This window comes from Achromobacter sp. FW305-C-28 (assembly GCF_058783235.1).
The window spans coordinates 59,428-73,668 of record NZ_JBYSYL010000009.1 but is presented as its reverse complement, the minus strand read 5'-3'; the positions used below and the strand labels follow the sequence as shown (position 1 = coordinate 73,668).

Annotated in this window: 16 protein-coding genes; 3 read left to right on the top strand and 13 right to left on the bottom strand. The window is 66.8% G+C overall.

Translation table 11 applies throughout. The features are described 5' to 3' along the window. The first annotated feature begins 120 nt into the window (after positions 1–120). On the top strand, positions 121–417 hold the full coding sequence (locus AC3WMR_RS21165; RefSeq protein ID WP_175192282.1) for an acylphosphatase: 297 nt from the start codon (positions 121–123) through the stop codon (positions 415–417). Positions 418–528: 111 nt separating this feature from the next. On the opposite strand, the gene AC3WMR_RS21160 is transcribed toward AC3WMR_RS21165, so the two are convergent. From AC3WMR_RS21160 to AC3WMR_RS21135, 6 genes are all read right to left on the bottom strand, one after another. Then, entirely contained in the window at positions 529–1,434 is a 906-nt protein-coding gene (locus AC3WMR_RS21160) for an EamA family transporter (protein WP_492281587.1), read from the bottom strand. A gap of 39 nt (positions 1,435–1,473) precedes the next feature. After that, a complete protein-coding gene (locus AC3WMR_RS21155) occupies positions 1,474–2,532 on the bottom strand; it encodes a threonine aldolase family protein (protein ID WP_492264807.1) in 1,059 nt (352 codons plus the stop codon). Positions 2,533–2,537: 5 nt separating this feature from the next. Next, on the bottom strand, positions 2,538–3,272 hold the full coding sequence (locus AC3WMR_RS21150; RefSeq protein ID WP_025140423.1) for an amino acid ABC transporter ATP-binding protein: 735 nt from the start codon (positions 3,270–3,272) through the stop codon (positions 2,538–2,540). Between the two features lie 52 nt (positions 3,273–3,324). Next, a complete protein-coding gene (locus AC3WMR_RS21145) occupies positions 3,325–4,014 on the bottom strand; it encodes an amino acid ABC transporter permease (RefSeq protein WP_025140422.1) in 690 nt (229 codons plus the stop codon). 8 nt (positions 4,015–4,022) lie between these two features. Then, complete coding sequence (locus AC3WMR_RS21140) at positions 4,023–4,775, bottom strand: amino acid ABC transporter permease (RefSeq protein WP_492264806.1); 753 nt, start codon at positions 4,773–4,775, stop codon at positions 4,023–4,025. A 97-nt stretch (positions 4,776–4,872) separates the two neighbouring features. Then, positions 4,873–5,781 carry an amino acid ABC transporter substrate-binding protein gene (locus AC3WMR_RS21135; protein ID WP_175217683.1) on the bottom strand — a complete coding sequence of 303 codons (909 nt, stop codon included), beginning with the start codon at positions 5,779–5,781 and terminating at the stop codon, positions 4,873–4,875. Positions 5,782–5,952: 171 nt separating this feature from the next. Between AC3WMR_RS21135 and AC3WMR_RS21130 the strand changes: the two genes are divergently transcribed. Next, positions 5,953–6,885, top strand: coding sequence for a LysR substrate-binding domain-containing protein (locus tag AC3WMR_RS21130; RefSeq protein ID WP_025140419.1), 933 nt, complete (start codon positions 5,953–5,955; stop codon positions 6,883–6,885). A 3-nt stretch (positions 6,886–6,888) separates the two neighbouring features. Here AC3WMR_RS21130 and AC3WMR_RS21125 read toward each other — a convergent pair whose 3' ends face one another. Both AC3WMR_RS21125 and AC3WMR_RS21120 read right to left on the bottom strand, forming a co-directional pair. After that, positions 6,889–7,572, bottom strand: a complete 684-nt coding sequence (locus tag AC3WMR_RS21125) for a flavin reductase family protein (protein ID WP_492264981.1) — start codon at positions 7,570–7,572, stop codon at positions 6,889–6,891. An 11-nt stretch (positions 7,573–7,583) separates the two neighbouring features. After that, on the bottom strand, positions 7,584–8,066 hold the full coding sequence (locus AC3WMR_RS21120; protein ID WP_492264805.1) for a VOC family protein: 483 nt from the start codon (positions 8,064–8,066) through the stop codon (positions 7,584–7,586). A gap of 151 nt (positions 8,067–8,217) precedes the next feature. Here AC3WMR_RS21120 and AC3WMR_RS21115 point away from each other — a divergent pair, with 151 nt between their 5' ends. After that, a complete protein-coding gene (locus tag AC3WMR_RS21115; protein ID WP_492264804.1) occupies positions 8,218–9,123 on the top strand; it encodes a LysR family transcriptional regulator in 906 nt (301 codons plus the stop codon). On the opposite strand, the gene AC3WMR_RS21110 is transcribed toward AC3WMR_RS21115, so the two are convergent. The 5 genes from AC3WMR_RS21110 to AC3WMR_RS21090 form a co-directional block, all read right to left on the bottom strand. Further along, on the bottom strand, positions 9,089–9,568 hold the full coding sequence (locus AC3WMR_RS21110; protein WP_492264803.1) for a DoxX family protein: 480 nt from the start codon (positions 9,566–9,568) through the stop codon (positions 9,089–9,091). The genes AC3WMR_RS21115 and AC3WMR_RS21110 overlap by 35 nt on opposite strands. Before the next feature lie 12 nt (positions 9,569–9,580). Then, entirely contained in the window at positions 9,581–11,476 is a 1,896-nt protein-coding gene (locus tag AC3WMR_RS21105; protein WP_492264802.1) for an amidohydrolase, read from the bottom strand. A 127-nt stretch (positions 11,477–11,603) separates the two neighbouring features. Further along, positions 11,604–11,879: a XapX domain-containing protein gene (locus AC3WMR_RS21100; protein WP_492264801.1), complete on the bottom strand. Its 276-nt coding sequence runs from the start codon at positions 11,877–11,879 to the stop codon at positions 11,604–11,606. Positions 11,880–11,904: 25 nt separating this feature from the next. Continuing rightward, positions 11,905–12,609 (bottom strand): pirin family protein, encoded by a 705-nt coding sequence (locus tag AC3WMR_RS21095; protein WP_175192290.1) that lies wholly within the window; start codon positions 12,607–12,609, stop codon positions 11,905–11,907. Further along, a complete protein-coding gene (locus AC3WMR_RS21090) occupies positions 12,602–14,221 on the bottom strand; it encodes an MFS transporter (RefSeq protein ID WP_492264800.1) in 1,620 nt (539 codons plus the stop codon). Before AC3WMR_RS21090 ends, AC3WMR_RS21095 begins: the two co-directional genes overlap by 8 nt. Between the last annotated feature and the right edge of the window lie 20 nt (positions 14,222–14,241).

Below are 14,241 nucleotides of genomic sequence, written 5' to 3'. Positions count from 1 at the left end.
ACGTTTTGACATGTGCTCTAACGTATCGCTTCGATGCCCAGAGGGCCTATCGACCATCCGCCGTAGCCGGAAGCGCCTAATGCGCCGGTGCCTGCGGCGCATCATCCGAAGGAAATTTCCATGCAAGACCCTCATTCCGACAGCCATATCGAAACCGTTCATGTCACCGTCAGCGGCACCGTCCAGGGCGTGGGCTACCGCCATGCCGCCGTGCGGCGCGCACACCTGCTGGGCGCCCGGGGATGGGTGCAGAACATGCTGGACGGCACGGTGGAAGCGCTGGTGCAGGGCACGCCCGACCAGGTGGATCACATGCTGGAATGGCTGCGCCGCGGCCCGCCGGGCGCCTATGTGGCCGAGATCATCACGCGCCGGGAATTCACCGACAAGCGTTACGCCCATTTCGAACAGCTGTAGGCGCCGCGCGAAAAACAGCCGCCCCGTCATCCGAAAGCGGGGTGGAGAGCGCGAAGCAAAAGGATGAACCGGACGCGAGGCCCGCGCCGGTCAGGTGGCCACCGTGGGCGATCAGCGGTTGCGCAGCCAGCGCCCGCCAACCTGGTTGACGATCAGGCCCGCCAACACGCCGCCCGCCCCCAGCCATTGCAGGGGTTGCAACTGCTCGCCAAAGGCCGCCGACGCCGCCCACAGGCCCACCACCGGCACCAGCAATGAGAACGGCGCGATCTTGGCGGCGGGGTGGCGCGTCAGCAACTGGGTCCATAGCGTGTAGGCCAGCAACGTCGCCAGCACCGCCAGGTACAGCACGGAAAGGGCTTCGCTCCAGCCAATGCCGGTGATCATGCCGACGACAGGTTCCCAGCCATCCGCCCACACCGCCAGCGCCAGGAAGGGCAGCACCGGCGCGGCGCTGCTCCAGGCAATGAACGCAAAGGGGTCGTAGCCGGGCGACTTGCGGCTGGCCAGCCGCACGATCATGTTCGACACCGCCCACATGAATGCGGCGCCCAGGGTCAGGGTGAAGCCCAGCATGGTCATCTGGCCCGGGCCCTCGCCGCGGCCGGCGGCAATGACGGCCAACCCCAACGCGGCCACGCCCAGCCCGATCCAGTGGTGCCTGCGTGCGCGCTCGTGCAGCACGGGCGCGGCCAGCAGCAGCGTGAAGAACGCCTGGGTCTGGATCACCAGCGAGGCCATGCCCGCCGGCATGCCGAATTTCAGCGCCGTGAACAGCAGGCCGAACTGGCCCAGCCCCTGCACCAGGCCGTAGGCCGCGATCCAGTGCCAAGGCAGCCGCGGGGGCCGCACGAACAACACCAGGGGAAATGCCGCCAGCGCAAACCGCAGCGCGCCGAGCATCATGGGAGAGAGGCCTTTCAGGCCGAACTTCATGACGACGAAGTTCAGGCCCCAGATCACCACTACCGCCAAAGCGCAGAGATAATCTTTCCTGGAGAGGTGGGTCGCGGACATGCGTCATTATCGCATCGCCAGCCCTCTCCAAAGGCGATTTCAGCGGCTGGAAAGCACCTTTTTGAAGGCGTCGATCGCGGCATCGATGCCGGCGTCATCGATGTGCCGATGGGTCACGCAGCGCAGCCGCGTGCGGCCCCACGGACGGGTCAGGAGACCCGCCGCTTCCAGCGCCGTCACCCAGTGCGCATTGGTCATGCCGGTGTCGGCAGTTTCGACCTGCACGATGTTGGTCTGCGGCACCGTCGCCGACAGCACCGGGTCCAGCCGGTTCAGCCCGTCGCTCAGACGGCGCGCGCGGGCATGGTCTTCGCCCAGACGGGCGCCCATGTGCTGCACGCCTTCCATGCCGGCCGCGGCCATGATGCCGGCCTGGCGCTGCGTGCCGCCCAACATGCGGCGCAGCGTGCGCGCCCGCGTCATCACCGCGCGCGGCCCCGACAGCACGGCGCCCACCGGCGCGCTCAGGCCCTTGGACAGGCACAGCGACACCGTGTCGGCATGGCGCGCGATCTCGATGGGTTCCACGCCCAGCGCCACCGCGGCGTTGAACATGCGCGCGCCGTCCAGGTGCACCGCGATGCCACCGGCATGCGCCATGCCGTAGACGGCCTGCATGTGATCCAGCGGCAGCACCGTGCCGCCGGCGTTGTTGTGCGAGGTTTCCATCGCCACCAGCGAGGTCTTGAGCTTGTGACCGCCGGACAGCAGCGCATCTTCCAGGCGGTTCAGGTCCATGGCGCCGTCGGTGCCGGGCACGCCCTGGTAGAACAGGCCGGTGAAGGTGGCCGCGCCCCGTTCCGATGTGTACATGTGCGCGGCCGATTCCAGCACCACCTGTTCATTGCGCTGCGTCTGCGCCAGCACGGCCAACAGGTTGGCCATGGTGCAGCTGGGCACGAACAGCCCGGCTTCCTTGCCCAGGCATGCCGCCACGTGGGCTTCCAGCGCACGCACGCTGGGGTCGCCATCCAGCCCGTCGTCACCGATGGGCGCCGTTCGCATGCGCTCGTACATCTCGGCGGTGGGCTGGGTCACCGTGTCGCTGCGCAGGTCGACAAGTGCGCGGGATGGGTCGACGGAGATCCGCTGGGTCATGACTATCAGTGCTGCAAAATTTTGGAAAGGAATTGGCGCGTGCGAGGAGCACGTGCGTCTACGTTGCCGAAGAACTCGTCCTTGACGCAGTCTTCGACGATCTTGCCGCCGTCCATGAAGATCACCCGATCGGCAACGCGACGGGCAAACCCCATTTCGTGGGTCACCACCATCATCGTCATGCCGTCGCCGGCCAGGTCGGTCATCACGTCCAGCACTTCATTGACCATCTCGGGGTCCAGCGCCGAAGTCGGTTCGTCGAACAGCATCACGACCGGGTCCATCGACAGCGCACGGGCGATCGCCACGCGCTGCTGCTGGCCGCCCGACAGTTCGCCGGGGTGCTTGTCCTTGTGCGCCGACAGGCCCACGCGTTCAAGCAGCGTCAGCGCCCGCGCGCGGGCCTCGTCCTTGCCGCGCTTCAAGACCTTGACCTGGCCCAGGCACAGGTTCTCCGTCACCGTCAGGTGCGGGAACAGCTCGAAATGCTGGAACACCATGCCGGCCACCGAACGCAGCTTGGGCAGGTTGGTGCGGGGATCACCCACCGCAATGCCGTTGACGATGATCTCGCCCTTCTGGAAGGGCTCCAGCGCGTTCACGGTCTTGATCAGGGTGGACTTGCCCGAGCCCGACGGGCCGCACACCACCACCACCTCGCCGCGGCCGACGGTAGTGGTGCAGTCGTCCAGCACCTGGAAGGCGCCATACCATTTGCTGACCTGGCGGATCTCGATCATCGGAGGGTTCGAAGAAAGTTGCATCGTTGGACCTGTGGATAACCCGGGGCGCCTAGCGCAGCACCCGGACGCGCTTTTCCAGCCGTTTGACCAGACGGGATGCCGTGAAGCAGATCACGAAATACACCACCGCCACGAAGAGATAGAGTTCGACCAGCCGGCCGTCGCGCTGGCCGATCTTGGACGCCGCGCCCAGGAAGTCGGTCAACGACAACACATACACCAGCGACGTGTCCTGGAACAGGATGATGACGCGCGTCAGCAACGCCGGCACCATGTTGCGCACGGCCTGCGGCAGGATCACGTAGCGCATGCCCTGCCAATGGTTCAGGCCCAGCGCCATGCTGGCCGAGACCTGGCCGCGGGCAATCGACTGGATGCCGGCGCGCATGATTTCGCAGAAGTACGCCGCCTCGAACAGCGTGAACGTCACAACCGCCGAATTGAATGCCCCCACGCGCAGCGGCGTGGGCGAACCGACGATCCACGCCGCGATATACGGCACCAGGAAATAGAACCAGAAGATCACCAGCAAGAGCGGCACCGAACGCATCACGTTCACGTAGATGCCCGCCGGCACCGACAGGATCTTGTGGCGGGACAGCCGCATCATCGCCAGCAGGGTGCCCAGCGCCAGCCCCATCACCGCTGCCAGCAGCGTGAGGGTCAGCGTGAACGTCATGCCGGTCTGGAACAGGTACGGCAGCGCGCTGCCGATGACGTCGAAATCGAATTTGCCCATGGCTGCCCCTAGCGACCGTTCTTGGCCGCCGCGCCGATCAGGCCGGGGACCGCCACGTGGCGTTCAAGCATGCGCATGCCGAGCACGACGATGCCGTTCAGGATCAGGTAGATCACCGTCGCGGCCGAGAAGGCCTCGAAGATGTGGAAGCTGAATTCCGCCATGGAACGGGACTGACCCGTCAGCTCCAGGAGGCCGATGGTCAACGCCACCGACGAATACTTGACTGTGCCCATGAACTCGGAAGTCAGCGGAGGCAGCACGATGCGATAGGCCTCGGGCAGGATGATGTAGCGGTACACCTGCACTTCGGTCAGGCCCAGCGCCGTGCCGGCCTGGAACTGGCCGCGCGGCAGAGACTGGATGCCCGCGCGCAATTGTTCGGCCACGCGCGCCGAGCCATAGAACCCCAGGCACATCACCGCCGGCACGAACTGGCCCCAGGGCTGCGGCATCTGCTTCATCGCCAGCCCCCAGGCATGCGGCAGCAGCTCGGGCAGCACGAAATACCACAGGAACATCTGCACCAGCAGCGGCACGTTGCGGAAAATCTCGACATAGGTGGCGCCGACGGCATTGGCCACGCGCGACGACGCGGTGCGCAGCACCCCCAGACAGGAACCGAGCAGCAGGGAGAACACCCATGCCGTCAGCGCCAGCGCCAGGGTCCAGCCCACGCCGATCAGGATGGTCTCCAGGAAGGTGTGCACGCCGTCGGGCGACATCTCCAGGAAGACGCTCCAGCTCCAGTTGTAATTCATGCTTCGGGACCTGTAGAACTGAAAGGAGGCGCCGGCAGGCGGCGCCTTGTCCGCACATCGCCGCGATGCCCGAGGGGGCATCCGCGGCGTGGCCGGCTTACTCGTAGGCCTTGGGGTCGCCCGAGTCGGTCGGATGAGCCAGGGCGCGCTTGAGCGCGTCGCTCATCGGGTACTTCAGGTTGATGTTCTTGGGCGGGATCGGCGAATTGAAGTACTTCTCATAGATCGCCGCGACGCGGCCATTCTTGATCAGTTCCAGCACGGCCTCGTCCACCACCTTCTTGAAGGCGGTGTCGTCCTTGGGCTGCATGATGCCGTAGGGCGCCAGTTCCAGGCCCTTGGTGCCGATCACGAACACGTCGGGGTTCTTGGCCGAGGCCACGGCGCCGTAGGCGATGCCGTCGTCATTGGCCGAACCGGCGGCGCGGCCCGACTCCACCATCAGCAGCGTTTCCGCCGTATCCTTGGTGGGCGCCATGGTGATGCCCAGGCTGCCCTCGGCGTTCAGGCGCGAGATCAGCTTGAACGTCTGGCCGCCGGCCTGCGCCGCGATCGACTTGCCCCGGAACGAGGCCAGGTTGTTCGGGTCCACGCCGCCATCCTTGCGGGCCACCAGCACGACCTGCGCCACGAACGTGGTGGGCGCGAACGACACCAGCTTGTGGCGTTCCAGGTTATTGGTGGTGTTGCCGCATTCCAGATCGATGGTGCCGTTGGCCAGCAACGGGATCCGGGTGGCAGAAGTGGTGGGGTTGTAACGCACGTCCAGCTTGGGCAGCTTGAGCGCGGTTTTGACGTATTGGGCGATTTCCTGGCAGATCTCGACGGTATAGCCCACCGGTTTCTGGTTGCCGTCCAGGTAGGCGAACGGCACCGAGGTCTCGGGGTGGCCGATGGTGATTACGCCGGTTTCGCGGATCTTGTCCAGGCGGCTTGGGCCTTCGGCGTGGGCGGCGGCGCTGCCGAGCAGGGCGGCGGCGACCGAGATCGCGGCAAATGCTTTCATCGTATTCCCTTGGCGCCATGCGAGCGGCGCGTGTTTATGTTCACGAACAGCGGTACCAGACTGCCTATATACCGCCGCGTCCCGCGATGAGCCCCGCGGCTGGCAAAAAGTATCAACTAGCGTTATGGTTTTATCCAGTTCCAATCGGGTATTCCTCTATACGGATTTGATATGGCCATTACACGAATGGGCTTACGGCACATCGAGGCTTTCCGGGCCGTCATGATGACCGGCTCCATGACCGCGGCCGCCAGGCGAGTACACACCTCGCAGCCGCACGTTAGCCGCTTAATCGCGCAATTGGAAGCAATCACCCAGTTTCCCCTGTTCGACCGCAATGGCAGCCGCCTGACCCCCACCCAGGACGGTTCGCGCTTCTTTCAAGAGGTGGAAAAGACCTTCATCGGCCTGGCCGGCCTGGAATCGGCGGCGGCCAGCATCCGCTCGTTCAGCGCCAGCCGCTTGAGCGTGGCGGCCATGCCACGGCTGGCCGGCGGCCTGCTGGCGCGCATCGTGGCCGCCTTCAAGACCGAGTACCCGGATGTGATGGTGTCGATCCACTCGGGCAACGCCAGCGCCGTACACAACTGGATCAGCTCGGGGTTCTGCGACACCGGGCTGGCCATGCTGTCAGGCGATTCGCCCGGCATCCAGGTCGAGCCCGTGCTGACGATGAATTGCGTGGCGGTGCTGCCCAAGGGCCACCGGCTGACCAAGCTGAAAAAGCTCAAACCCGCCGATTTCGCGGGTGAGCCCTTCATTGCCTTCCCCAGCGCCACGCCGCTGCGGGAAAAGATCGACGCCGTCTTCAAGGCCGCCAAGGTCGAACGCCAGACGGTGGCCGAAGCCGGCCTGGGTTCATCGGTCTGTGCACTGGTCGGCGCCGGGCTGGGCGTGGCGCTGATCAACCCGTTGGCGGCGCGCGAGGAATACGAAGCCAACGGGGTGGAGGTGCGCCCCTTCAGCCCCGCCGTGCCGGTCACGGTGGCGCTGCTGTACCCGCCGTACCACACCCGCACCCGCCTGGTCAGCGTGTTCTCGCGCTACGCCCACCAGTTGATGCAGGAAGAAATGGCCGACCTCAAGGCCCGGCCGGCGCGCTGACGGCTAGCGGGCCGGTTCTGCCCCTGGCGCCCCGTCCAGGTAGGCCTGGGCCTGGCCAGACAGCTTCATCGCCTCCCATTGGGCCAGCGTCAACTGGGGCATCTGGAAGGCGGCCTGCGGGCGGCAATACCAGCCCGGGTTGTGCAGGCGGGCCAACAGGTCCATGCGCGGGCCGTCCAGGTACAGATGGTCGCGATCCGCCACCATCTCGTCCTGCACATGCATCGCCGCCACCTCGGCCACCACCAGGCTGCGCCGATCGATGCGGATCAGCTCGCGCACCCGGCATTCGAACGCCACCGGCGACTGTGACACCCGCGGCACGGCGATACGCTCTGACGGGGCCAGCGCCAGCCCGGCCTCGAGCGATTCGTCCACGCCCGGCGGAAAATCCACCGCCGTCACGTTCATGCGCGTCGCCAGCCGGGCCGACACCAGGTTCACGGTGAACTCGCCGCGTTCGGCCAGGTTGCGCGCCGTGTCCTTGGGCACGTCGCCGCGCACGCCGATGCCCACGCAGATCAGCGCCGGATCGCCGGACATGAGATTGAAGAAAGAGAAGGGCGCCACATTGGTGGTCCCACGCGCATCGCGCGACACGATCCACGCGATCGGCCGCGGCACGATCGCCGCGGTCAGGAGCTTGTAGCGGTCTGGCCCGGGCAGGGCATCCAGGTCGATGAACATGACGATGTCGTTCACGCCTGCCCGGCCGACGGCGCGGCGCCCGCGGCCGCCTTGGCGTCGGCAAAGGCGCGGTCGCTGCGCTTGCAGCGGCAGCGGCCGATCTGGTGCAGCTCGATCAGGTTGCCCACCGGGTCCCGCAGGAACAGCTGCATCAGCTCGGGCGCGGCCACGTTGTCCAGCTTCCAGTAGTCCACCGCCAGGCGCTGCAGCTCGGTCTCGGCGGCGGCGATATCGCGCACCGCCAGCGCCACGTGGTTTTCCACAGGGTCGCAGCCCGGCCCCTGTGCATAAGGCGACGGCCCGTCGCTGCCCAACAGGTGGATCTGGCAATCGTTACCCATGTCCAGGAAATAGCCCGCGATGCCGGGAATCTCCCAGCGCCCCTGGTCCGTGTCCAGGCCCAGCACGTCGCCATAGAACGCCCCCATCGCCGCCACCTTGCCCAGCGGCATGCGCACCGCGTGATGATGCAGTTCCAGCACTTCCAGCGCCATTTGTCTCTCCTTGGTCGGTGCGGCACATCCACGCGCCGCGATGGCGCCCATCTTCACGCGCACCGACGCCGCGGAAAATGCCTTGCCGCACAAACCACGATTGCATGCCGCGCAATCCGCGCGCGTGGCCCGTCGCGCTATGCTTGCCCACATGACATCGCCCGACCTGAACCTGCTGCTGACGCTGGATATCCTGATCCAGGAAGGCAGCGTCGTGGGCGCCGCACGTCGCCTGAACCTCAGCGCCCCGGCCGTCAGCCGCAGCCTGGCCCGCATCCGCCGGGCGGTAGGCGACCCGGTGCTGGTGCGCTCGTCGCGCGGCCTGGTGCCCACGCCGCGTGCCTTGGAACTGCGCGAGCAGATCCGACAGACCGTGGACCAGGCACAGGCGGTATTCACGGCGTTCAGCGCCAGCCTCGACCTGGCAACGTTGACGCGCGTCTTCACCCTGCGCGCCAATGATGTGTTCGCCGGCGGCTACGGCGGACGGCTGCGCGAACACCTGCGCCGCTATGCGCCACGCGCCGTGCTGCGTTTCGTCTCGGAAGGCGACGACGACACGGCCGCGCTGGGTGGCGAGACCGATCTGTACATCGGTTCAATGCAGAAATTCGGCGCCGACATCAAGGTGCAGACCTTGTTCACCACCCCGTTCCTGGGGGTGGCCCGCGCCGGGCACGCGATCTTCAAGGGCGACATCACGCCCCAGCGCCTCGCGGCCTATGACCACATCAGCGTGTCGCGGCGCGGCCGCGCGCAGGGGCCTATCGATACGGCCCTGGCCGACCTGGGCCTGGCACGCCATGTGTCGCTGATCGTGCCCACGTTCCACGCCGCCTTGTTCGCCGTTGCCGATTCCGACCTGATCCTGCCCGCCATGCCCGAACACCTGGTGCCAGGGGCTGAACGGTTGGGCCTGCGCGCCTTCGCCATGCCGGTGCCCTCGGCACCGGTGGCCGTGGTGCAGGCCTGGCCGCCCCGGCTGGACAACGACCCCGCGCACCGCTGGCTGCGGCAGACCATCAAGCAGGTGTGCGCGGCGCCCCAGGCGGCGTAGCCGCAACCGCCTCGGCGGTACGCAAGTCCAGCCAGGCCACCAGCAGCAAGCCGCCCGCCAGCCCCAGGTGCTCGAAGAAAGCATTGGCGGCCATGAAGCGGTCTTGCCCCAGGGGCATTTCCCAGAACCGCAATGCCAGCCCGGTGGCCGCCAACGTGAAACCGGCCAGCGCCACCGCCCCCAGCCAACGCAGCCGGCCGGTCAGGATCATGGCCGACGCCGCCAGTTCCAGCACAATCACCAGCACCGCGAAGAGCGGCTCGGGCGATAGGCCGAAATGCGCCATCTCGCGCAGGGCGCCGGGAAAGTCCGTGAGCTTGACCCATCCGCCTTGCAGATAGGCCGCGCACAGGCCCAGGTAAGCCAGGAACCGCACGGCAGGGGAACCGAAGAGCGGCCGGGCGGCGTCCGCCAGCCGCTGTTCCCAGGAAGTAGACGCTTGCATGACCGGACTCCCTCAAACCGCCCAGCACGCGCAGCCCAGCGCGCCGAAAAAGCCCTGCAGGTCGCCGCTGGGCGCCGTCGAGGCCCACGCCTTGGCATGGTCGTGGCCGTGCACGGCGCAAGCGCTGGCGCAGCCGCAGGCGGCCATGTTGCGGTAGCCCAGGGAGTTACGGCCGGCGCCCTCGGGATCCCCCCAGGCGGCATAGCCGCCGAACAGGCGCGTGGGCGACCAGTCCGGCATGGCGGGCGGCAACGGGTTCTCGTCCAGCGGCCCGAAATCACCGCCGCCATAGACCACGCGGCCACCCACCACCGTCAGGTCCGACGTCAGGAACGAGATGTCGTCTTCGGCGCAGCTGAAATAGTCTTTGCTGGGCACGATGAAGTCGGCCAGCTGGCCGGCCTGGATGCGGCCGCGCTTGCCTTCCTCGTTCGAGAACCAGGCGACGTTCTCGGTCCACATGCGCAGCGCCGTTTCGCGATCCAGGCAGTTGCGCGCCGGATACAGGCGCGTGCCGCCCACGGTCTTGCCGGTGATCATCCAGGACAGCGATACCCACGGGTTGTAGGATGCGACGCGCGTGGCGTCCGTGCCTGCCGATACCTTCACGCCCCGCTGCAGGATCTTGGCCACGGGCGGCGAGGCCTCGGCGGCCGCCGCGCCGTAGCGCTCGATGAAGTATTCGCCCTGGTAGGCCATGCGGTGCTGCACGGCAATGCCGCCGCCCAGCGCGGCAATGCGGTCGATCGACTTGTCGGAGATGGTTTCGGCGTGGTCGAAGAACCAGTTCAGGCCGGTCAGCGGCGTGTCCTGGTGCACTTTCTCGAACACGTCCAGTGCCCGCGAGATGGTCTCGTCATAGGTCGCATGCAGGCGCCATGGCCAGCGGTTCTGCGCCAGCACCCGCACCACTTCTTCCAGCTCGCCTTCCATTTCCGCCGGCATGTCCGGCCGCTCGACGCGGAAGTCTTCGAAGTCGGCCGCCGAGAACACCAGCATTTCACCCGCGCCGTTGTGACGGAAGTAGTCGGTGCCTTGCTTGTACTTCACGCTGGAAGTCCAGTTCAGGAAGTCTTCCTTTTCCTGCTTGGGCTTCTGGGTGAACAGGTTGTAGGCCAGGCGCACCGTCATCTGGCCATCGTCGGCCAGCTTCTGGATGACGGCATAGTCGTCGGGATAGTTCTGGAAGCCGCCGCCGGCATCGATCACGCCGGTGACGCCCAGGCGGTTCAATTCCCGCATGAAATGGCGCGTCGAATTGAGCTGGTAGTCGAACGGCAGCTTGGGCCCCTTGGCCAGCGTGGCGTACAGGATGGTCGCGTTGGGCTTGGCCAGCAGCAGCCCGGTGGGGTTGCCCTGGCTGTCGCGGATGATCTCGCCGCCGGGCGGGTTGGGCGTCGTCTTGGTGTAGCCCACGGCACGCAGCGCGGCGCCATTGAGCAGCGCGCGGTCGTACAGGTGCAGGATGAATACCGGCGTGTCCGGCGCGATGGCGTTGATCTCGTCGATGGTGGGCAGGCGCTTTTCGGCGAACTGATGCTCGGTGAAGCCGCCCACGATCCGCACCCACTGCGGGGCCGGCGTGATGGCCACCTGGCGCTTGAGCATGCCCATGGCATCGGCCAGCGAACGCACGCCGTCCCAGCGCAGTTCCATGTTGTAGTTCAGGCCGCCGCGTACCACGTGCGTGTGGTTGTCGAACAGCCCCGGCAGCACGCCGCGGCCCTTCAGGTCGACGCGCCGGGCGGTGGAGCCGGCCAGCGCCATGACCTCGGCATCAGTGCCGACGGCAACGAAGCGGCCGTCCTTGATCGCGACCGCGCTGGCCTGCGGTCGGGCGCGGTCCAGCGTAGTGATGCGGCCGTTGTAGAAAACGACATCCGGGGTAGCGTTTGACGGGTCGGACATGGAGGAATCTCCTTGGGATCGGGCAATGGCGCGGCGGCCCAGCAGGCTATTGAGCGCCAGGGTAGAAGCAACACCAATGAGGTCGCGGCGAGTAGGCATACGATATTCCTTTGGTGCGTGATGGGGGTCAGCCCTGGGCCTTGTCCTCGGGGGTTTTGTCCTGTGCCTGGCGGCCGGGCAGTTGCCCGAAGACATGGCTCACCGCCTTCTCTTTGTCGCAGGCAGCGACAAACGCGGTGCCGCTGAGCCACTGCTTGCCCACCGGCACGATCTGCTCGCCGACCAGGATGCCGAGCAGGCCGATCAACGCCACCAGCGGCGGTGCCGGCGAACGCACCTGCAACAGGCTGTACACCACGCCGACCAGCAGGCCGGCGCCAAGGGAAAGTAGATAAATCTTCATGGATGTCCTTGCGGGATGAATGGGGTCAGGCATGCGTATCGGCCAGCAGGACTTCGGTGTCGTCCAGGGCCATGAGGCGTAGATCGGTTTCATCGTGGATGGCAACGCCGTCGCCGCCATCCACGGGGATGTCGTTGACGGTCAAGCGCCCCTTGGCAGCCACCAGGTAGCCGCGGCGCGCACCCTGTGCAAAGCGGTAGGTGGCCGCTTGCCCGGCCTTCAGCGCAACCGCCAGCACACGCGCGTCGCTGCGAATCGGCAACGCGTCATCGTCGCCCTCCAGGCCGCTGGCCAACGTGACGAACTGGCCATGGCAAGCCTCGCGGGCAAAGGTCTTGCGGCCCCAGCTGGGCGGCACGCCGCGGCGGTCCGGCTCGATCCAGATCTGAAACACGCGGGCAGGGCCGCCTTCCATGTTGAATTCGGCGTGCGTCACGCCGCTGCCCGCGCTCATCACCTGCACATCGCCCACCCGGGTGCGGCCCCGGTTGCCCAGGTCGTCTTCGTGCGTCAGCGCGCCTTCGCGCACGCAGGTGATGATTTCCATATCCGTCTGCAACAGCGGCGGAAAGCCCGCGCCCGCCGCAATCGTCTCATCGTTCCAGGCACGCAGCGCCCCCCATCGCATCCGCTTGGGGTCCTGGTAGCCGGCGAACGAAAAGTGGTGCTTGGCATCGAGCCAGCCGCGGCGGGCATGGCCCAGGCTTTCAAGGGGACGGCGCTCAATCATGGCGTGCCTCTTTCGATGATCCCTGCTTCAACGCCAGGAAGTGATGGACTTCCGGCTTGTCCGGCCCGATATGAAAGCGCAGCGTCTCGGCCTGCAGATCGGCATCGGCATGCGATACCCGATGATGCTGGCGCAAGTGTTCGGCCCACGATTCCACGAAGAACCACTCCACCACGCGCTGCGGATTGTTCGTGTGTTCGACCACGCCCCAGGCATAGGCGCCATCGCGCAACCGTTCCTGCGACAAGCGCTGCATCGCGTCCAGGAACGCCGGGCGGTCTTCCTGGCGAATGCGGTATTCCACCTGCACCATCACCGGCCCGCGGTCGTTGGCCACCGATTCCGCAACCAGCGGCTCGGGCCAGTGGTTGGACGCCTGCAGATCCGCTTCGCCCACCGGCAGGCGAACACGGTGGAACAACAGCGCCACCAGCACCAGGCCTGCCGCGCTGGCCGCCAGGGCGTACGGCACGCCGATCTCGCGGGCCACCAGGCCCCAGCCCAGGCTGCCAGCGGCCATCGCGCCGTTGAACACCATCAGGTACACGGCCAGGCCGCGACCACGCACCCAGTTCGGCAGAATCGCCTGGGCCACGCTGTTGAAGGTCGTCAACGCAGTGATCCAGCCCATGCCCAGCAGCACCAGCAACAGCACGGCCAGCCACTTGGGCGGGGCAAACACCAGCATCGCCATGACGGCCGCACTGACCACCGACGCCAGCAGCACCAGCCCGTCCGTATCCAGGTGCGCGCTCAGCCGCGGCATCACCAGGGCGCCGATGATGGCGCCAGCGCCCACCGCGCCCAGCAGCACACCGTAGAAGCCCGCGGTGCCGCCCAGCATCTGTCGCGCCACCAGGGGCAGCAGGGCCCACACGGCGCTGGCAAACAGGAAGAACACGGCGGCGCGCAGCAGCACGCGGTGCAGTTCCTTGCTGGCCCGCGTGTAACGCAGGCCAGCGCGGAAAGCCCCCAGGAAGTTTTCCGACAAGGCGCTGTCGGTGGCGGCCGGGCGCTTCCACCAGAGCAGGGCGGCAATCACGAAGACGTAGCTCAGCACATCCATGCCGTAGGTCACCGCGGCGCCGAAGCTGGCCAGTATCAGACCGCCCGCGGCCGGGCCGATGGCGCGCGCAATGTTGATGCCCAGCGAGTTCAGCGCCACCGCACCCTTGAGGTTTTCTCGCGGCACCAACTCGGGCACGATGGACTGCCAGGTCGGTCCCATCAACGCCGCGCCGATACCGCCCACGAAGGTCAGCGCAATCAGGTAATCCACCGTCAATGCGCCAAAGTGCGACAGCACCAGCAGCGTGCCGCTGACCGAGGCCAGCAGCAGCTGCACGACGATCAGGAAACGCCGCCGGTCCAGAATGTCCGACAGCACGCCGGCCGGAATCGCCAGAAGAAAAATCGGCAGCGTCGCCGCCGTCTGGATCAGGGCCACGGCGGTCGGGCTGGCGGACAGGTCCGTCACCAGCCAGGAGCTGGCCACGTCGCGCATGAAGCTGCCGACGTTGCCCAGCACCGTGGCCGCCCACAACACGGCAAACACGGGCTGGCGCAGCGCCACGAAGCTGCCTCCCGCGGAATGGTTCTTCTGGTCTGGCACGGTGCGCTCCTGGTTCCGGG